Source organism: Blautia sp. HCN-20427, assembly GCF_037890365.1.
Taxonomy (GTDB): Bacteria; Bacillota; Clostridia; order Lachnospirales; family Lachnospiraceae; genus Blautia.
On sequence record NZ_JBBKBX010000001.1, the window covers coordinates 20,076 to 40,226 of the forward strand.

At 44.9% G+C, this 20,151-nt stretch carries 15 protein-coding genes; 1 reads left to right on the forward strand and 14 read right to left on the reverse strand.

Annotated features, from left to right (window positions below):
* Positions 1–3: 3 nt before the first annotated feature.
* Positions 4–1,389 carry an efflux RND transporter periplasmic adaptor subunit gene (locus WKT17_RS00085; protein ID WP_173748753.1) on the reverse strand — a complete coding sequence of 462 codons (1,386 nt, stop codon included), beginning with the start codon at positions 1,387–1,389 and terminating at the stop codon, positions 4–6.
* Between the two features lie 268 nt (positions 1,390–1,657).
* Here WKT17_RS00085 and WKT17_RS00090 point away from each other — a divergent pair, with 268 nt between their 5' ends.
* A complete protein-coding gene (locus WKT17_RS00090) occupies positions 1,658–2,761 on the forward strand; it encodes a hypothetical protein (protein ID WP_291681183.1) in 1,104 nt (367 codons plus the stop codon).
* Between the two features lie 87 nt (positions 2,762–2,848).
* On the opposite strand, the gene aspS is transcribed toward WKT17_RS00090, so the two are convergent.
* From aspS to WKT17_RS00155, 13 genes are all read right to left on the reverse strand, one after another.
* Positions 2,849–4,651 carry an aspartate--tRNA ligase gene (aspS, locus tag WKT17_RS00095; protein WP_291681184.1) on the reverse strand — a complete coding sequence of 601 codons (1,803 nt, stop codon included), beginning with the start codon at positions 4,649–4,651 and terminating at the stop codon, positions 2,849–2,851.
* 33 nt (positions 4,652–4,684) lie between these two features.
* Positions 4,685–5,944, reverse strand: a complete 1,260-nt coding sequence (gene hisS, locus WKT17_RS00100; protein WP_173748756.1) for a histidine--tRNA ligase — start codon at positions 5,942–5,944, stop codon at positions 4,685–4,687.
* Between the two features lie 18 nt (positions 5,945–5,962).
* Positions 5,963–6,502: an HD-GYP domain-containing protein gene (locus WKT17_RS00105; RefSeq protein WP_173748757.1), complete on the reverse strand. Its 540-nt coding sequence runs from the start codon at positions 6,500–6,502 to the stop codon at positions 5,963–5,965.
* The gene (hemZ, locus tag WKT17_RS00110; RefSeq protein WP_173748758.1) at positions 6,490–7,947 is read right to left on the reverse strand and encodes a coproporphyrinogen dehydrogenase HemZ; all 1,458 of its coding nucleotides are present in this window, start codon (positions 7,945–7,947) and stop codon (positions 6,490–6,492) included. The genes WKT17_RS00105 and hemZ overlap by 13 nt, the downstream gene beginning before the upstream one ends.
* Positions 7,948–7,974: 27 nt before the next feature.
* Positions 7,975–8,607, reverse strand: coding sequence for an MBL fold metallo-hydrolase (locus tag WKT17_RS00115; protein WP_173748759.1), 633 nt, complete (start codon positions 8,605–8,607; stop codon positions 7,975–7,977).
* Positions 8,608–8,617: 10 nt separating this feature from the next.
* Positions 8,618–10,927, reverse strand: coding sequence for a RelA/SpoT family protein (locus tag WKT17_RS00120; protein WP_173748760.1), 2,310 nt, complete (start codon positions 10,925–10,927; stop codon positions 8,618–8,620).
* Between the two features lie 34 nt (positions 10,928–10,961).
* Positions 10,962–11,501 carry an adenine phosphoribosyltransferase gene (locus tag WKT17_RS00125; protein ID WP_291681185.1) on the reverse strand — a complete coding sequence of 180 codons (540 nt, stop codon included), beginning with the start codon at positions 11,499–11,501 and terminating at the stop codon, positions 10,962–10,964.
* Positions 11,502–11,596: 95 nt separating this feature from the next.
* Entirely contained in the window at positions 11,597–13,312 is a 1,716-nt protein-coding gene (gene recJ / locus WKT17_RS00130) for a single-stranded-DNA-specific exonuclease RecJ (RefSeq protein WP_340271772.1), read from the reverse strand.
* Between the two features lie 76 nt (positions 13,313–13,388).
* A complete protein-coding gene (secD, locus tag WKT17_RS00135; protein WP_330027124.1) occupies positions 13,389–15,626 on the reverse strand; it encodes a protein translocase subunit SecD in 2,238 nt (745 codons plus the stop codon).
* A gap of 26 nt (positions 15,627–15,652) precedes the next feature.
* The gene (scfB, locus tag WKT17_RS00140) at positions 15,653–17,017 is read right to left on the reverse strand and encodes a thioether cross-link-forming SCIFF peptide maturase (RefSeq protein WP_291681188.1); all 1,365 of its coding nucleotides are present in this window, start codon (positions 17,015–17,017) and stop codon (positions 15,653–15,655) included.
* Positions 17,018–17,139: 122 nt separating this feature from the next.
* On the reverse strand, positions 17,140–17,280 hold the full coding sequence (scfA, locus tag WKT17_RS00145) for a six-cysteine ranthipeptide SCIFF (RefSeq protein WP_022461131.1): 141 nt from the start codon (positions 17,278–17,280) through the stop codon (positions 17,140–17,142).
* A 112-nt stretch (positions 17,281–17,392) separates the two neighbouring features.
* Entirely contained in the window at positions 17,393–17,767 is a 375-nt protein-coding gene (locus WKT17_RS00150; RefSeq protein ID WP_173748765.1) for a TIGR04086 family membrane protein, read from the reverse strand.
* Between the two features lie 64 nt (positions 17,768–17,831).
* Positions 17,832–19,955 (reverse strand): LPXTG cell wall anchor domain-containing protein, encoded by a 2,124-nt coding sequence (locus WKT17_RS00155; RefSeq protein ID WP_291681189.1) that lies wholly within the window; start codon positions 19,953–19,955, stop codon positions 17,832–17,834.
* Positions 19,956–20,151 lie beyond the last annotated feature (196 nt).

The window sequence follows — 20,151 nt, forward strand, 5'->3', positions numbered from 1 at the left end:
CTTTCAGATTCCCGGAAGGAAATTTGATTCCTTTTGTAAGCCACCTAATGCTACATCGTTTCCTTCCTCTGAAGTTTCTGCCGGCTGTTCTTCACCCTCCGGTACTGTTTCGCCTTCCGGAACCATTTCGCCTTCCGGCAATACTTCTCCCTCCGGAACGGATTCTCCCTCCGGCAGAACTTCTCCGCCCGTATCGCCGCCCATGGTGCTGTTTTCTATCTCATGGGTGGTTTTCATACCTTCTTTTAAAAATTCCTGGGGATAAGCCACATAATCTGAACTTTTCAGACCTTTTTCAATCTTATACTGCATCATATTCTCATCATAGGTTCCAAGCACCACGGTTCTTTTCTCCAGTGTGCCTTTCCCGGTCTCTGCCCATACATAAGGCTTCTTATCTATATCCGCAATAAAAGCTTCATCCAGCCAAATGCCTTTTTCCCTTTCTTCCAGTCCGTTGTCCTGCTCAATATACACATGCTGTCCCAAAAGCAGTCCTTCCGAAGATTCCAGTTCTACATAGAAGGGATAGGAGGTTGAGGTATTCTGGGAGGCTTCCTCTGAAGACATTCCATACATCATGTTATTGCTGCTGTTATTGGGATTTTTCGTATCCACCGCTGTGTATGTCCCTCTCCAGGTCATATTTTCATCCACACGGGAACGGATAATGGCCGGCTGTCCCTCTACAACCTGAGAAACATTCTGCTCATTGACCTTTCCTTTGATACGGTATTGTCCCGTAGCCAGAATTGTCATAAAAGCCTGGCTGGAATCGCTGTACATGTTGCTGTTGGAACTATTTTCATTGTTTACAGATTTTACAACGCCTTTCATATCACTTTTCACGGTAGAATTCTGTATCTGGCTCTGGAGGCGGTTGATTTCTACCTCTTTTGCTTTTCTCTCATATTCGCTTTTTTTCAAGTCCATTTCCCCGGATTGTATCTGGGTCGTATAAGAAAGCTGTTCATCCTCTGACGCATTTTCTTTATCTTTTTGCAGTTGGGCAATCTGGGCTTTCAGATTTGCCATATCATTATCTGCTCTTTCCAAATCCAACTGGGCCTGCTGCAAATCAGCTTCCAGTTTTTCTGTATCATATGTAAACAATGCGGTTCCTACATCCACCTCATCTCCTGCCTTTACCAGGACTTCTTTTACTTCTCTTTCCGAATCTTTTTGAATATCCTGGGTTTTCTGGGATTCTACCACGCCGGACATCCGCTGGATTCCCGCCATTTCATTCATAGAGGAAACGCTCATGACATAAGCCAGTTCTTTCCCGTCTTTTTCTTTCTTATTGTGGCTGAAAAAAATTCCTGCTGCCAGCCCTCCGATGCATACTGCTGCACAGACACCTGCTATGATTTTCTGTTTTTTCTTCATATGCTACCTCTTTTCTTTTTCAGATTTTTTATTGCATATCGTTAATTTTGTCCGTTTATACCCCTAGTATATCAAAAAATAGCCGGGATGTCCCCGGTTTTTTTCTTAAAATTTACGCATTATTTTACATTTTTCTTACGATTCTATGGATTTCTGTTCCTGCATTGTGTTGCAAGTTATACACAATTTTGATAAACTAATGAAATACACTTGAAACATCCTATTTCAGGTTATACTACAAAAGAAAAAGAAAACATGGAGAACTGATATGACCCCCAGAAAAACAACGCTTTTTTTATGCGTCTGCTGCTGCCTGATTCTATTCTTCCTTTCCGGCTGTGATTCCAAAGAGGAAAAAAATGTGAGAAAAGCCTTGGAAACAGAATTGAACCAGTTGAAGGACTCTGATTCGGAGATGGCCCGGCAGTATATGCAGACAGAAGATATGGCTTTGGTCTTCCAGAATAAGGACGGCCTTTCGGAAGACATTGCGTATATTTTCCAGCTCTTTTATAAAGACTTCTCTTATAAAATCGGGAAAATTTCCATTACAGAAAATAAAGCCGTTGTTCATACAAAATTAAAGATTATGAACAGCCAAAAACTGGCCAAAGATTTTGCCCGGCTTTCTCTGGAAAAGAATATCGAACAAGAGGCCAGCCCCAGTGAAGTACAAACTTCTGCTGCAGATTCCTACACGCTTTTAAGAGAATTATTGGAATCCAAAGATTATAAAACCCAGTCTGTTTCCGCAGACATTTCTCTGAAAAAAAAAGGAGACACCTGGAAGGTTATCCATACCGCCAAGTTAGATGAAACTCTGACGGGAAATTTCTTTTCCTATGTCACCAGTTCCAATCTCCTCTCTCCTTCTGAAATTGTAGAAACACATTTCCATACAATGAAGGAGTTTGATTCGGAACAATTAAAACATTATCTGTCTCTTGACACTCTGACAGACACAGAAGATTCTGAGAAGAACACCTTGATACAGGCTGTCACGGAACAAATTCATCAGTCTTTTGACTTTAAAATCAAAAAAGAAACCATTGACGGTACTTCTGCGGTTGTACAGACTGCCATTACCAGTGCGGACTTTGAACAGATTCTGCAGACTTATCAGGAAGAACTTTCCAAGTGGCTGAAAACTTCTGCAGCTCTTGCAGGCGGTTCTGAGGGAAGAAGACAGAAAGAATACGAACTTTTGCTTTCCTGTATGGAACAAAATAAGGCCGTAGTTTCTCACGATGTAGAAATTCCTTTGGTAAATGATGGAGTAAACTGGAAAATTCAAATGACTCCTGAGGTTTCTCAGGCTGTTTTTGGAGATGTACAGAACGCACTGAATACGGTTTCGGAAAGCAAAAACTAATTGCCCAAAATGAAAAACATAAGAAGAGAGTCCCGCCAGGCGCGGCCATCATGGCCACATCCAGAGGGACTCTCTTTTTCTGTTCTTTTATTCTGCTGTTTCTTCTTCCTGTACACGAATGGCAATGCCCAGTTCTTCCAACTGCTTTTCGTCTACCATATCCGGCGCCTCTGACATGAGGCAGGAAGCGTCTTTCACCTTCGGGAAGGCAATGACGTCACGAATGGAATCTACCTTTGCCATAAGCATAACCAGACGGTCCAGACCATAAGCCAGTCCTGCGTGAGGCGGAACGCCATATTTAAAGGCATCTAACAGGAAACCGAACTGCTTCTGCGCTTCTTCCTTTGTAAAGCCCAGAGCTTCAAACATTTTTTCCTGAATGTCGTCCTGATGGATACGCACAGAACCGCCGCCGATTTCATTGCCGTTCAAGACAATGTCATAGGCTTTTGCACGAACTCTGCCAGGGTCTGTATCAATATACTGCAAATCCTCTTCCATAGGCATAGTAAACGGATGGTGCATAGCAGTAAATCTCTGGTCGTCCTCTGACCACTCTAAAAGTGGGAATTCTGTAATCCATACGAAACGATATTCGTTTTTATCCAGAAGGTTCATCTGTTTTGCCAGTTCCAGACGCAGTGCGCCTAAAACATCCCATACCAGCTTTGTCTTATCTGCGGCAAAGAGCAGAAGGTCGCCGTTTTCTCCCTGCATAGCAGAAATCAAGGCTGCCATTTCCTCTTCCTTCATGAATTTGGCAAAAGAAGATTTCACTGTGCCGTCTTCTCCAATGGCAATATAAGCCAGACCTTTGGCTCCGTAGCCTTTGGCAAATTCTACCAGCTTATCAATTTTCTTACGAGGCATAGCTCCCTGTCCCTTGGCATTGATACCACGCACACTGCCGCCATTTTCCAAAGCGCCTTTAAACACTGCAAATTCACAGTCTTTTACCACTTCGGAAACATCGGTCAGTTCCATGCCAAACCGCAAATCCGGCTTGTCAGAACCAAAGCGGTTCATGGCTTCCTGCCAGGTCATTCTCTGAATAGGCAGCTGTACTTCTATATCCAGAACCTCTTTAAACAGGAACGCCAACATTCTTTCGTTTACGTCCAGAACATCTTCCACATCTACAAAAGACAGTTCCATATCAATCTGGGTAAATTCCGGCTGGCGGTCCGCACGCAAATCTTCGTCACGATAACATCTGGCCAGCTGGAAATAACGGTCATAACCGGAGCACATCAAAAGCTGTTTAAAAATCTGGGGAGACTGCGGAAGCGCATAAAAACTTCCCGGGTGCACACGGCTCGGCACCAGATAATCTCTGGCTCCCTCCGGCGTACTCTTAATCAGAGTCGGTGTCTCAATTTCCAGAAACCCTTCTTTTGCCAGGAACTGACGAACCAGGGTAGACACCTGAGAGCGCAGCATCATATTTCTCTGCAAATCAGGTCTTCTCAAATCCAGATAACGGTATTTTAAGCGCACTTCATCTCTGGTTTTGCTGTTTTCTTCAATAGGAAACGGTGGTGTCTCCGCTTCAGATAAAACACGAAGTTCCGTAGCCCGCACTTCAATTTCTCCGGTAGCCAGATTGGTATTTACCGCACCGGAACGTGCCTCTACATGGCCTTTTACCGCAATCACAAACTCACTTTTCAAGCGTCCTGCCTTTTCAAAGCCCTGCTCGTCAATATCTTCGTTTTCAAAAATAATCTGCATGATACCGGAACGGTCTCTTAAATCTACAAACACAATTCCGCCTTTATTCCGGCTTTTCTGCACCCAGCCCATTAAGGTTACGGTGCTTCCGATATCCGCTTTCGTCACTTCTGCACATCTATGGCTTCTTTTCAGCCCATTCATTGATTCTGCCATGATAGTATCTACTCCTTCTGCTGTTTCCGATTCTTATAATTCGGAATCGTTGTATACTTCTTCTATAATAGAATATCCTTCTTTTTCCAGCTGCTCTTTCTGGAATTTCTTATTCTTCTTTGCATAGACAATATTCACGCTCTGTCCGGCAGCACGCTCTTCTCCGGCTTTTTTCATCACTGCCAGAATCTTGTCAGAGGACAGCTTTTTGTCCAGAAGGTAAACCTTCTTCTCTTTTGTTCCCGGAACTTTAAAGCCTTTCTCCATCAGCAGCATAACAATACGCTCAAATCCAATGGAAAATCCCGTTGCCGGTGTTGGTGTTCCTGTGAACTTGCCAATCATCTCATCGTAACGGCCGCCGCCGCCTACGCTGCCTGCAAAACCGTCAATGGAAATTTCAAAAATCGGTCCGGTATAATAGGACATACCGCGTACCAGCGTGGGGTCGAATTCCAGATTAAAGTTGGCTGTCTTAGCCTGCATGACACTCTCGATAATCGTGGTCAAATCCTCTGCCACCTTCGGATCTAAAAATCCTTCCAGCTTTTCCTTGCAGTAAGCCACACCGTCAACGCCGGCACCCATAGCCTTGAACAAATCCATATATTTTTCTACGCCTGCCTGGTCAAAACCGGATTCCACCAGCTCTGCTGCCACGCCGTCCATGCCGATTTTATCCATTTTATCCAGAATGATAAATACCTGGGTAAAGGATTCCTCCGGAAAACCGCTGTAAGCTGCCATGGCCTTTAAAATTCTTCTGTCGTTGATACGAATGGTAAAGCTGTCGAAATCCAGCTTTCCTACCAAAGTGGAAGTTGCCAGAATAACATCAATTTCAGCCAGGAAAGTCGGCTCGCCCAGAATATCAATATCACACTGCATAAACTGACGGAAACGGCCTCTCTGAGGACGGTCTGCACGGAATACATTTCCGATGTGCAGAGCCTTGAATGGCTGCGGCAGTTCATTGGCATTGTTGGAATAGAAACGGCACAGTGGAACGGTAAGGTCATAGCGCAGACCACTGTCCACCAAATCATTTTCTTCCTTGGCCTCACTGATTTTCAGCTTTTCTCCTCTTTTCAGAATACGGAAAATCAGTTTTTCATTGTCCCCACCCTGCTTACTGGTCAGATTCTCAATGTGTTCTACGCAGGGTGCTTCCATGGAGGTAAAACCAAACTGTTTGTAAGTTTCCTTAATCAGTCCGATAACATAATCGCGGATTTCCATTTCCTGAGGTAAAATATCTTTCATTCCTGTTACTGGTTTTTTCTTTAACTGCATCTCTTTTTCTCCTCTCTTTTATGATTCATGGACGACTCTCTGAAATGCAAGAAATATCTGCATATCAAAATTTTTCACTTCATCTATCATCATCCTGACAGCCGTCTGGCTGTCAAAGGCGTCCCGGTAAGGGCGTTTCTCCGTAAGGGCTGCATAAGTGTCGCATACCCGCAGAATCCGGCTTCCCAAAGGGATTTCCTCTCCCCGCAGATTTTCCGGATAACCGCTGCCGTCAAAATTCTCATGGTGGTAATAAACTGCTTCCAGAACAAAGGAAGAATATCCTTTGTTTTTCAGTGCTTCATATCCCAGCTGGGTATGTCTGCGGACATATTTGATTTCTTCAATTACCAGGGGATTTTTATCTCCGGACACATACCGGGAAAGCCGCAGCTTTCCGATGTCATGAAGCATGCCTGCCACAGCCAGTTCATAGCACACATCTTCTGCAAGGCTCATCTGCCTTCCCGTCTTATAAGCCAGATTGCTGACCTGTATCCCATGATTGATTTCTGTCTCCAGGTCATAGCGGATAATCTTTTCACTCATTTCAGCCATGTCTCGATTCCGACTCTTTTCCGTTCTATCATTTCATCGATGCGGCTGATGTAGCCTGCCACATCTTTTACATTTTCCGTCCGTTCAATACGCGCTCCGTGCTGGAATACATATTTGGTAGACGCACCGGCACCGGCCGCCAGAATCGATTGTTTCTCCTCCATTATAAGTATATTGTAAATTCCGGCTTTGTCAACTTTTGCATAGCCGGTATTTTCCAGATTTCCGCACATATTTTTCTGACGGTACAGATAATAGGGAGACATCTCACAGGATCTGGCGTATTCCATAGTCATATCCATGATTTCCTGATTGTTCTCCAGTCCCATTTCCCGGTACTGCTCCTGAAACAGCTTCAGCCGTGCCGCTCGTTTTACTGCCAGTGAATGGACGGTAAGACTGTCCGGATTCAGCTTTTTCACTTCTTCCAGTGTATGCCGTACGTCTTCCTTCTGTTCTCCCGGAAGACCGACAATTAAATCCATATTGATGTTATCAAATCCACATTCCCTCGCCAAAGCGAAGGCGTGTCGCGTATCCTCCACCGTATGCTTTCTTCCGATAATATCCAAAGTCACCTGGTTCATGGTCTGGGGATTTACGGAAATTCTGGTGATGGGAAACTTCCGGATGGCCTCCAGTTTCTCTCTGGTAATGCTGTCCGGACGCCCGGCTTCAATGGTGTATTCTTTTACCTGATGTACCGGAAATTTTGCCTGAATATGTCCGAGCAGCCTGGTCAGCTGATAAGGCTCTAAGGTTGTTGGCGTTCCTCCTCCGATATAAATGGTATCCAGCACTCTGTCCTTCATGGCTTCGGCAATAAAGTCCAACTCTTTCAAAAGAGCATCCAGATAACTGTCTACTTTTTCCCGCCATCGCTCTAATGGAGAGGAACTGAAAGAACAGTACAGGCAGATACTGGGGCAGAAAGGAATCCCCACATACAGACTGTAGCCCTTTTCATAGTCAATATCCTTCAAAATATCACGTTCCCGATTGGCAATGGCAATGGCCAGCGCTGTCTTTTCGTTGCTGGTAAAATAGGTATTTCTCATATATTCTGCGGTCTGTGCATTGCTCATACCGGACTCTATCAGCCCCATAGCAATCTTCGTGGGACGGATTCCTGTCAGATTTCCCCAGGGAAGCGCCTGTCCCGTTTCCTGCACCAACAGCTTATAGAGCACCTGTTTTAATTTATTTTTTCTTGTTTTTCTGTCTTCTGTTTCATCGTAAGGCAAAAAATCTTCCTGCTCTTTTCCGGCAAACTTCAGACGGATTTTCACCTTTTCTCCATATTCTATGGAAATCAACCTGTCATATGCCCTGGTTTCCTCCTCCGCGGTACAATACATCTCTATGTCTTCCTGGGGATAAAAGGCCTTCACCAGGGTATAGGCATCATATTCAAATTCTCTTTGATTAAACGCAATTCCAATCATATACGTTGGTCTCTTTCTCTCTATTTTCTACAGATAAGGATTATTCTTTCTCTCAAATTCTGCATCTGTAGCTTCTCCGTGTCCCGGATAAATTTCTGTGCTGCCCGGAAGAAGATGAAGCAGACGGTTTAAACTCTGCCGCATGCTGCTCATACTGCCTCCCGGCAAATCGGTTCTGCCGCAGCTTCCGCAAAAAACAGTATCACCGCTAAGACAGACACCCTCGTCTTCTATCCAGTAACAGCAGGAACCCGGTGTATGTCCCGGAGTCAGCAGCATTTTTACAGAAAAGCCGCCTGCCTCAAAAACAGCGCTGTCCTCCAGGTACACATCCGCCTTTACCGTATACGGCACGCCTGACCAGTCTGCAGACAGATTGCTGTATGTATCTGCCAACAGCCCTTCCTCTGCCTTCGCTGCATAAACCGGAATTCCGTAATGCTCTCTCAGTTCATTAGCTGCACAGATATGGTCATAATGACCATGGGTAAGCAATATGGCCGCTGGCTTTCCCTGCAGTTTTTCCAGCGCATAAATAATTCTCTCAGCTTCGGCTCCCGGGTCTGCGATAACAAGTTCCCCTGTTTCTTTATGTTTCAGAAAATAACAGTTGGTCTGTACCGGCCCAACCACGATTCCTCTCAATATCAGATTCTTCATACAAAACTCCTTAACCGGCAGTACGCTCAATATCCTTAACGCTGTCTATCTGCCTGATTTTCTCAATCAAACTGTTCAGCTCTTCCTTGCTTTTGACTTCAAAACAAATATTAATCGTTGCCACTCCCTGTTTGCTGGTTCTGGTATTCAGTGCCGAAATATCAATTTTCCGCTCTGTAAAAATCTTGGAAATATCCACAATCAATCCGGTGCGGTTATAGGCAAACACATTTAAATCTGCCATGTAACGCTCTTCCGTCTCTTGTTCCGGCACCTGCCATTCCGCATCAATCAGACGGTTCCTATCCTCTGCAGACATATTCATCACATTGATACAATCGGTTCGGTGAATGGTTACCCCACGGCCTCTGGTTACATATCCCACAATTTCATCTCCCGGAATGGGATTGCAGCATTTGGAAAACCGCACAGCCACATCGTGAATACCTTTTACCACAATACCGCCTTTGGCCTTTCCGATATGCAGCTTCTCTTTATGCTCTGCCGTAGCCTCCAGCACCTTTTCGTCCGTCAGCTCTGCCTTATGGTCCTTATTATAGACTTCCAGCAGCTTGTTGATAATCTGACCTTCCTTTAAGCCTCCATGGCCTAAGGCTGCCAGCACAGAATCCCAGTCTCTGAAACCGTATTTCTTCATAACCGCTTCCTGGTATTTGGGTTTTTGAATTTCCCCCAGAGCAACTGCTTTTACTTTTGCGTACTGTATCAGCATTTCCTTGCCCTTCAGGATATTATCTTCTTTTAATTCCTGCTTGAACCACTGGTTAATCTTATTCTTGGCCTGGGTGCTTTTTACTACTTTCAGCCAGTCCCGGCTGGGACCTTTGGAATTCTGGGAAGTGATAACTTCCACCCGGTCTCCGTTCTTAATCACATATTCAATGGGTACCAGTTTGCCGTTCACTCTCGCCCCTACCATCTTATTGCCCACTGCGCTGTGGACACTGTAGGCAAAGTCAATAGGCGTAGAGCCATTTGGCAGAGTCTTTACATCCCCTGCAGGGGTGAAGCAATACACACTTTCGGAAAATAAATCCAAATCACTCTTTAACAGACTTAAAAACTCCTTATTGTCAGACATATCTCTCTGCCATTCCAGAATCTGCCGAAGCCAGCTCATTTTTTCTTCTTCCGACTGTGTAACACTGACTTTTCCGTTATTGGAAACCTCTTTATATTTCCAGTGGGCCGCGATACCGTATTCTGCAGTCCGGTGCATTTCAAAGGTCCGAATCTGAATCTCAAAAGGCTGTCCCGTAGGACCGATAAGTGTGGTATGCAAAGACTGGTACATATTGGGCTTCGGCATGGCAATATAGTCTTTAAACCGGCCGGGAATAGGCTTATACATTTCATGGATAAGCCCCAGCGCTGCATAACAGTCCCTCACCGTGTCCACAATAATGCGGACCGCAAACAAATCGTATATCTGGTCCAGGGTTTTATCCTGATTCACCATCTTCTTATAAATACTGAAAAAATGTTTGATTCTGCCATCTATCTGCGCATGAATACCCGCGTGGTCAATATGGCTGCGTACATCGCCCACAATCTGGTCAATAAAAGCCTGCCGTTCGCTCTTCTTCAGATTGATTTTTTCCACCAGTTCATAATAGACTTCCGGGTGCAGGTATTTTAAAGACAAATCATCCAGTTCGATTTTCACCTTGGAAATACCCAGCCGCTGAGCAATGGGTGCATAGATATCCATGGTCTCTCTGGCTTTTTCCTTCTGCTTATGAGGCGGCATATATTTCAACGTCCGCATATTGTGCAGACGGTCTGCCAGCTTAATCAGGATAACGCGGATATCCTTTGCCATGGCTAAAAACATCTTACGCAGATTTTCCGCCTGTACTTCCACCTTATCTGCTGAATAATTCAACTGTCCCAGTTTTGTAACGCCATCCACCAGAAGTTCCACCTCTGCACTGAATTCTTCTCGTATCTGCTCAGAAGTCATAACCGTATCTTCTACTACATCGTGGAGAAGGCCCGCCACAATGGTTTCTTTATCCAGTTCCAAATCTGCCAGGATAATTCCCACACAGAGCGGATGAATGATATAAGGTTCTCCGGATTTACGCACCTGTCCTGTATGGGCATTATTGGCAATGTTAAAGGCTTTTTCTATCATGGAAATGTCCGTAGACGGATGGTATTTCCTGACACTGGAAATCAGTTCTTTATACAGAACCTCCGGACTGGTAAAATCCTCCATTGTCTTTACATTGGCGTCTGCCTGTCTGATTTTTTCTACTTCCTCTTCTCCCAGGGTGGACTCTCTTTTCTCTTCCATCACGCAACCATCACCTCTCGTTCATCACCTGATTTTATTTTCCTTCATAACGAATAACTGATGCAACATTATATTTGCTCAGACGTTCTCTTCCCTTTAATCCTGCCAGTTCCATAAGGAAGACAATTTTCACAACTTCGCCGCCCAGTTCTTCTACCATGTGCGCTGCTGCTTCAATGGTTCCGCCTGTGGCAATCAAATCATCTACAATGGCTACCTTCTGTCCCGGTTTGATGGAATCCTTATGCATCTCCACCACGGCGCTGCCGTATTCCAGTTCATAACTCTGCTCAATCGTTTCACAGGGCAGTTTTCCTTTCTTCCGAACCAGCACCAGAGGCTTATGTAAATTATACGCAATGGGTGCTCCAAAAATAAATCCTCTGGACTCCGTTCCCACAATGACATCCACTTTGCTGTCCTCCAGCAGCTTCTGCATGGAATCCACAGCCAGAGCAAAACCGTCTGCGTCCTGCAAAATACTGGTAACATCCCGGAATATCACACCTTCCTCCGGAAAATCCGGAATACTTCTTACATACTCTTCTATTTTCTTTTCTTTACAATTTTCCATGTTCTCTCCCTGCCCTTTATATCGAATCCTGTCATATATCAGATTTTTATGTGGTTTAGTATATCATCTTTTTCTGGCAGAATCAAATTTTATTTTTACCGAATATTCTGAATCACCATTTCTATACTTTCCCGTCCCCGAAATACATTCACAGACGGATAATAAATCACATCCCAGCACTCTTTTTCCCGGAGTTTTTCCAGAAAGCCATCCCCATCGCCAAACCAGATACACTCTGCTGTAAATCCAAATTCGTCTTTCCCCTGCATCTTTACCACATTTCTGTTTTTCCCGAATACTCTGCAATCTGCAAAACGCAGCTTCTTCTGTGCGAACACCGGCTTTGTATTGCCTTTTCCAAAAGGCTCCAGCTGGGAAAGCTGACGAATCAGAGGAATCGTCACATAAGACATGGGCATAGGCACGTCAATGACAATTTTTTCTATCATATCCTCCTGGGTCAGCACACAGTTTTCATTTAATTTTCTGCGAAAGGCTTCCACATTCTCTTCCGGCAGGGAAAGGCCTGCAGCCATAGGGTGTCCTCCGAATTTTGTCAGCAGTTCTTTACACTTTACCATTTCCTGAAACATGTGATACGCTTCAATGGAACGCCCGGAGCCTTTCACCCCCTCTTCCGCCCGTGTCAGTACAAATACCGGCCGTGTGTATCTCTCCCGGATTCTCCCGGCAATAATCCCGGCCAGGCTTTCATGACAATCCGGCAGATAGATAACCAGCACCCGGTCATAAAGCAAATCCGTAGTTTCCACCAGTTCCACTGCCTGTTCAACCCCTTTTGCCGTCATATCCTTCCGGCTGTCGTTGAGATTCTTCAAATCTTCCGCCAGTACAGAGGCTTCTTTGACATCCTGAGAAAGCAGAAGCTGCAATGCCCTTTTTGCTGTGCTCAGCCGGCCGCTGGCATTCATACAGGGGCCCAGAATAAATCCGATGTGATATGCCGTGATTTCTCTGTTTTCCAGATTATTGACCCGTATCAGAGCTTTTAAACCTTCATTTTCCGGATTCTGCAGTCTTCTGAGTCCATCCTTCACCAAAATCCTGTTTTCATCCACCAAATCCATCACATCCCCTACCGTGGCAATGGCTGCAAAAGGAATCAGTTCTTCCGCTTCTTTAAAAGGAATTCCCAGTTTTTCATAAAGGCCGCAAATGACTTTAAAAGCTACCATGCCCCCGCAGATTCCCTTAAAAGGATAACCGCAGTCCTCCTGTTTGGGATTGACAATGGCATCTGCATCCGGCAGAAACGTACGGATACTTCCGTCTTCCTGTTCTTCATAAGGTACCTCATGATGGTCCGTCACCAGCACCGTCATGCCCAGCTCTTTTGCATAGGCAATCTGCTCTATGGCGCTGATGCCGTTGTCGCAGGTAATAATCGTATCTGTTCCGACTTCTTTTGCCAAATCAATCAGTTCCCGGCTGATACCGTAGCCGTCTTTCATCCGGTCCGGTATATCCACATCCACTGCTGCCCCGGCCCGCTTCAGCCCCTTTAGAAGAATATAAGTAGAACAAACACCATCAATATCATAATCTCCGATAATCCTGATTTTTTTCTGCTCTTTGATTTTTTCTGTCAGGATGTCCAGAAGAGACTCCATTCCTTTCAACAGCTTCCAGGAATGAAGCTCCGTTATTTTCCCGTGCAGATAAGTATCGATTTCCTCATCGGTAATCTGTTCTCTGTTCCGGATAAGTCTGGCCACCACCGGGTCTATCCCAAATTTATTTGCAATCTGCTGAAAGTCTGCCTTCTTGGCAGACACTACCCATTTTTCCATAAATTCCTCCGCTTCTGTATTTTCTAAACAGGAAAGAGACTGCCGCATTTCCTGCAGCAGCCTCCCGTCTGAAATTCTATTTCTGTTTCTTTATTTTTGTCTTCATCACATACCACAGGGCTCCTGTAATACATACGGAAGAGTAACCGCCGCATACAATGCCTACCATCAGAGGCAGGGCAAATTCGCGGATAGAAGAAACTCCCACAATAAACAGCAGGAATACCATAATAAACGTGGTCAGTGAAGTGTAAATACTTCTGGTAAGCGTCTGTGTAATGCTGGCGTTTACCAGGGTTTCCAAATCTTCTTTCTTTCTTCCTGCAGCCAGATTTTCCCGGATACGGTCAAAGATAACAATCGTTGCATTGATAGAGTAACCCACAATGGTCAGCATACATGCAATAAAAGTATTGCCCACGGATACTCTGGCAATGGCATAAAATGCAAACACAACCAATACGTCATGTATCAGGGCAAGAACCGCACTGCTGGCAAAACGGATATCCTTGAAACGGAACCAGATATACAGCAGCATCAGCACCGTTGCCATAATTACCGCTTTTGCCGCATCTGTACGCATTTCGCTGCTGACCGTAGAAGAAATACTCTCTGATGTAATCTTTTTGGCGTCTACGCCAAATTCATCTACCAACGCATTTTCCAGACGTTCTCTCTGTTCTACGTTCAAAGTCGTTGTTTTGATAATGACCTGATTGCTGTCCACGACTTTTGTAGCCTGTACATTTTTGTCTCCCGTTATTTCTTCTACCAGAGGCGTTACCTGGGAATCAATGTCCGCAATAGACATATTCTCATTAAAGGTTATGTTTGTAGAGGTACCGCCCTTAAATTCCAGGCTGTATTTCAGCGCTTCTCCTGTGCTTCCCTTAAAGGCCATCATAGCAATGGGACCGCTTACAATCATGAGGATTGAGATTGCAAAAAAAACTTTCTTTTTCTGCAGGAAGCGGATAGGCGTTCTCTCTTTTCTCTTTCCGTAGAATTTCTCATCTTTGATTCCTACTGCATAAGCCGCGTACATCACATACCTGGAAATCACCAGTGCAGTAAACATGGACAGTACAATACCAAGAGCCAATGTCTGTGCAAATCCCTTGACAGAGCCGGAGCCCATCCAGTTTAAGACAAAAGCAGCGATTAATGTAGTAATGTTTCCATCAAAAATAGCAGAAAATGCCTTTTTGAAACCGTTCTGCAGCGCGGTTCTCACACTTTTCCCCGCTGCAATTTCTTCCTGGATACGGGCATAGATGATAACGTTTGCATCCACAGCCATACCAATGGAAAGAATAATACCCGCAATGCCCTGCAGCGTCAGTGTCAGGTCAAAGGCATTTAAAGCAATCAAATCCAGACACACATAAATAATCAGGGCAATACCGGACACCAGACCCGGAATCCGATACACAACAATCATAAAGAGAATAATCAAAGCAAGACCAATGGCTGCCGCAAGCAAACTGGTGGAAATAGCTTCTTCCCCCAACTGTGCTGCAACCACACTGGAACGCAGTTCCGTCAGTTCCAGTTTCAGACCGCCGATACGAATGGTAGAAGCCAGATTTTCTGCTTCCTCTGCACTGGCCATACCATCAATCTGTGCATTTCCGTCTTTGATTTCAGACTGTACATTAGGAACGCTGACAAAACTTCCGTCATAATAAATACCAATACTGTCTTTTCCCGCTTCATATGCACTTTTCGTAGCTTCGGCAAATTTCTTTGTTCCCTCTTTTGTAAAAGAAAGACTGACCACATTCACCTTATTGCTCAGGTCATCCTGAGATACAGCTGCTTTAGCGTCCTTTACATCTGTACCGGTCAGAACAATACCGCCGTCTGCCTCAATCTCTTCGATGGTTTTGTTCAGCTTATATTCTCCCGTTGCAGTGTCATAACTATAGTTTTCGTTGCCCTCAGAATCCTTGTGGGCAATAAAATACAGGGAACCTGGTTTCCCAAGTTCTTCCAGAATCTTATTGGCATCGGTTACACCGGGAATTTCCACGATAATGCGGTTATCCCCTTCTTTGTAAACCTGCGCCTCTGTACTGTACTGCTCCACACGCTTCTGGAGTTTATAAATAGTATCTGACATTTCGTCTTCCGTAGGTGATTCTTTTGACGCCTGATAAGTAATGCTGACACCGCCGGACAAATCCAGACCTGTCTTAATATTCTTTGCGGCACCTGTACCCGTAGGACCAAAGCCCACTGCAGTGGTAAAAATCAGAAGCGCCGTAACGATAACAGTCAGCACCAATACCAGTACTCCTCTGCTTTTCTTCATTGTTTTTCCCTTCTTTTTCTTAGATTTTATTCTGCTTCTTCTGCCTCTGCCGCTTTCAGCATAATGGCGCATTCCACTCGTTTTCTCTGTAATTCACAGCCCAGTTCATAGACGTCATTGATGGAACCGTGGAAATTGTAGGAGTTTGCCGCACAGCCGCCGCTGCAGTAGAATTTTGCAAAACAATTCTGGCATTTTTCCTTTGCGTATACATTGCAGTCTTTAAACTCACTGCAGATATCCGTGCGCTTTACACCATCCCACACATTGCCCATAAGGAATTTTTCTTCTCCTACGAACTGATGGCAGGGATAAAGATCACCCCACGGAGTGACAGCCAGGTATTCCGTACCGGAACCACAGCCGGATAAACGCTTGTACACACAGGGACCGCCTGTTAAATCTATCATAAAGTGGAAGAAATTAAATCCTTTGCCTTCTTTCTTCCGTTTTATCATTTCTTTTGCCAGCTTGTCATACTCTTCACAGATTTTCGGTACATCTTCCCACTGCAGAGCATATGCTTCTTTCTCGTCTGCCACCACCGGTTCCACAGAAATCTGGTCAAATCCCAAATCTGCCAGGTGCAGCACGTCTTCTGAAAAATCCAGGTTATGACGGGTAAAGGTTCCTCTTGCGTAATAACTCTTTTCCCCTCTGCTCTTGGCAAATTCCTGAAATTTCGGCACCACTAAATCATAGCTGCCTGCCCCTTTGCGGAACGGACGCATGAAATCGTGAACCTCTTTTCTTCCGTCAATACTCAAAACCACATTGGCCATTTCTTTATTGGCAAATTCCATAATTTCGTCATTTAAAAGGACGCCGTTGGTTGTCAGTGTAAAACGGAATTTTTTATTGTGAAGTTCTTCCTGTTCTCTTCCGTATTCTACCAGCCGCTTTACCACATCCCAATTCATCAGCGGCTCTCCGCCAAAGAAATCAACTTCCAGGTTCTTTCTGTTCCCGGAATTGGCAATCAGGAAATCCAGAGCCTGTTTTCCTACTTCATAGGACATCATAGCTCTGCGTCCGTGGTATTCCCCTTCTTCCGCAAAGCAGTATCTGCAGGCCAGATTGCAGTCATGGGCAATGTGCAGGCACAGGGCCTTTACCACCGTTTCTCTTTCCTTGAAATGTTCAATGGCGTTTCTGTAAATATCCTCTGTAAAAAGCATACCTGCGTCTTTCAGCTCCCGAATCTCGCCGCAGGCTGTGCGGATGTCTTCTTCCTTATACGTGCTTTTTAAGGCTTCTAAAATTTCTGTTTCCTGTTTTCCCTGGTCTAACAATCCGATTATCTCATAGACCAACTCATCTACTACGTGTACGGAGCCGCTGTTGACGTCCAGTACAAGATTGTAGCCATTATTTTTATAACGATGAATCACCGTGTTTCCCCTTTCTCTTGTCTTCTGCTCTTAAAATTTTGTCCCTGCAAAAAATGAGCAGCGGCTTTTATACCGCTGCCCTCATTCGCTCCTCGCATGTAAAAGCTGCCTGAGTCCTCTGATTATTTGTGTTCGCAGCTCTGGTTTCCTACTGTACAGGATGTCTTGCATGCGGACTGGCAAGATGTCTGACATTCTCCGCATCCACCTTTTTTCACGGTGTTCTGTAAGCTTTTTGTATTTAATGTTTTGATATGTTTCATCACATATTCCTCCATATGTATTAGATTTTAAGATATAATATACATCTGGCAGTATTATAGCATAGCTGGTATCGCCAGGCAAGTGTTTCTTTCCCGGATTCTTTCAGGCCTTTCAGGAAAGCATACCGCCCAGAGCTCCCCCAATGGTGCAGAGAAAAAACAGCAGCGCCATTTCTTTCATGTCGCCCCGCATCTGGTGCTCTGTGAGAAAAGTTACAGCTGTCAAAAGACAGGCATATCCCACGCCCAGACCCATGCCCCATAAAAATCTTCGGATTTTCACCTTTTTTCCCATATAAAAGCCGCCCAACAGGCTGGACAATATGTATATCACCATAATTCCCAGGTTTACCTGGCTCTCTCCAAGCCCCAGCTTATACAGGAGAAAAGCCAGCACAAGCAGCAGTATCCCTGTTACAGCATAAGCCAGCACAAGAGCCTTCATCATCAGCAGAGGTTTTGCATTTTTTGACATTGTCTGTTCCATAGAGAAACCCTCCCATATGTTAAATATATGGAAGGGTTTGAAAAACATGACTCTTTGTCACACTCTATTTTTTCTTTTTTCCCAGAATAATAGCTATCACTGCCAGTACAACTGCCGCTCCTCCTGCCAGGAGATATGTCATAATGTTATTTTCATCGCCTGTTTTTACCGTACGGATAACCTTAGTATTGCTCTTCTTTGCAGTAGAAGCTGAAGACTGTGTATTTGTATTTGCAGCCGTGCCCGTTGTTCCGGAATTCTGCGTTGTCTGGGTTGTCGTTGTCCCTCCTGCAGTACTTCCGGAAGAGCCTGCAGCAGTACCTGTGGAAGGCTTGTGATTATTGCTGCTGGTTCCCGGACCTACAATCTGATGTCCCCCTACATTAAAGGGGCTGAAAGAGGCCGTCTCAAAGGAAAGGTACTCTTTTCCATCCACTTCCTCCACAGACATATTTCCCACTTTTCCGTCACGGTCAAATACGAAATATTCGTATTCGTTATTCCCCAGATAATGGGCAATAGACAACTCTGAATAGCAATTTGCATTTTCCGGAAGCGGAATCAGCACTTTTACTTTTTCGCCTTCCGGAAGTTTATACTCTTCGTTTTCCTTTAAATCCCAGAGTTTTAATTCATATGCGGAAAGAATTTCTCCGATTCCCGCATCCGGCAGCTCACTGACTGCGTCATTATAGGAAACCTGCAAATCCACATAAAACGGAAGGAAATCTCCGGATACCTGTACCCCTGTGGCTTCATCTATCAGACTTCCCACCGGAACTGCCTCCGGTGCTTTATCGGCTACTTCTCCTGTCTTGCCCTGTTCTGCGCTGTAGTCCACGTTTTCTTCGGTTGTTTCCTCTTTCTCCGGTGCTTTTTCCTCTTCTACAGGAGTAATGACAACCTTGTCAGAATCTTCTTTGCCTTCCTGTTTATCCTCACTGTCTGTCTTATCTGTTTCGTCTTTTTCCCCGTTGTCCTGGGGAGTTTCCGGCTTTTGAACCTCATCTTCTTTATCTGTGCTGTCTTCCGGTTTTTCGGTGTTTCCTTCATCGGTACCGCTCTCCGGATTTTCGGTATCCTCTTTGTTAGCACTGTCTCCCGGCTTCTCTGTATTGTCCTCAGGCTTGGTTTCCGATTCCGGATTTTTCAGTTCCTCGGTTACCACCTTCACGGTTCTGACAACGGTCTTTGTCTCTTCATTCCAGCCGGATACCTGGCTGTAATCTTTTTCCTCTGTATCGGAAGGGGTAAATACAACTTTTCTCTCTGTCTCATAAGCTTCCGGTTCCGCCTGATTTTCCCAGGCAAAGCTTCCGGTTCCCGTAAAGCCGGCTGCTGCAAAATCAAAGGCTGTCCACTCTGCCTTTTTCTGCAGATTCACCTGCGCCGGTATGGTAACCGCCCCCTCCTGTTTTTCCTGGGGCTTCAGTTCCTCTATTGTTACTTTTACGGTTTTGACCACTGTCTTTGTATCTTTATCCCACCCGGATACCTGCGTATAGTCATACTGCTCTGTGTCCTTTGGCGTAAAAACCACCTGCAGGGAAGATTCATAAGCAGAAGGTTCTGCTTTATCCTGCCATGCAAAGGTTCCCTCTCCTGAAAATCCGGCTACAGAAAACTGAAAGTTTTTCCATTCTTCCAAAGAAGCCACCGTTACCTGAGATGGTATCTCCACAGTACCTTTCTTCTTTGTCTCTTCTGCCTGTCCCGTCACAAAGGCATTTTTGCCGGCTTCTGCTGCGGAAGTATCTACATCAGAAGCTGAGAGCTGATTTCCCACAACCGTCAATCTGCCCTTTCCGGTTACTTTCACCAGTGCGCCGGTAAAGCCCTCTGCGCGCTTGATGGAAACACCTGCCGGAATGATAAGTTTTTGCTCCGTATTGACCGTTACGGTACCGCACACCAGAACAGTGCCTTTGTCCCCCGCAAGGCTCAAAGCTTTTTCCAACGAGGAAACTGCATTTTTCTTTGTACTGCCGTCTGCTTTCTCATCTGCCGCTGCCTCTCCGTTTACATATACGGAAGCTGCTGCTGTTTTTTCCTTTTCCTGTGTCTGCTGGGCAGCAAATACCGGCACTGTCACATCCGTTACCGCACCTGCCGCTACTACAGAAGCCAACGTAAGTCCCAGTACATTGGCTGTTACTTTTTTATGTAAATTCTTTTTATTTCTGTTCATTTACCTGTTCCCTTCTGCTTCTCTGTTTTCATGATTCTGAAGGCATTTCCTGTTTTTTTCCTTATTTTGATAAGTATAGCACAGTTTTTCCTTTTCCGACACCCCCTAAAAGTAACTTTTTTCTCCCTTTTCTTGCATTCTATTTTAAAATCATGTATATTAGTTTTAATAGCTGGTTAAGCTGTAATTTATTTTA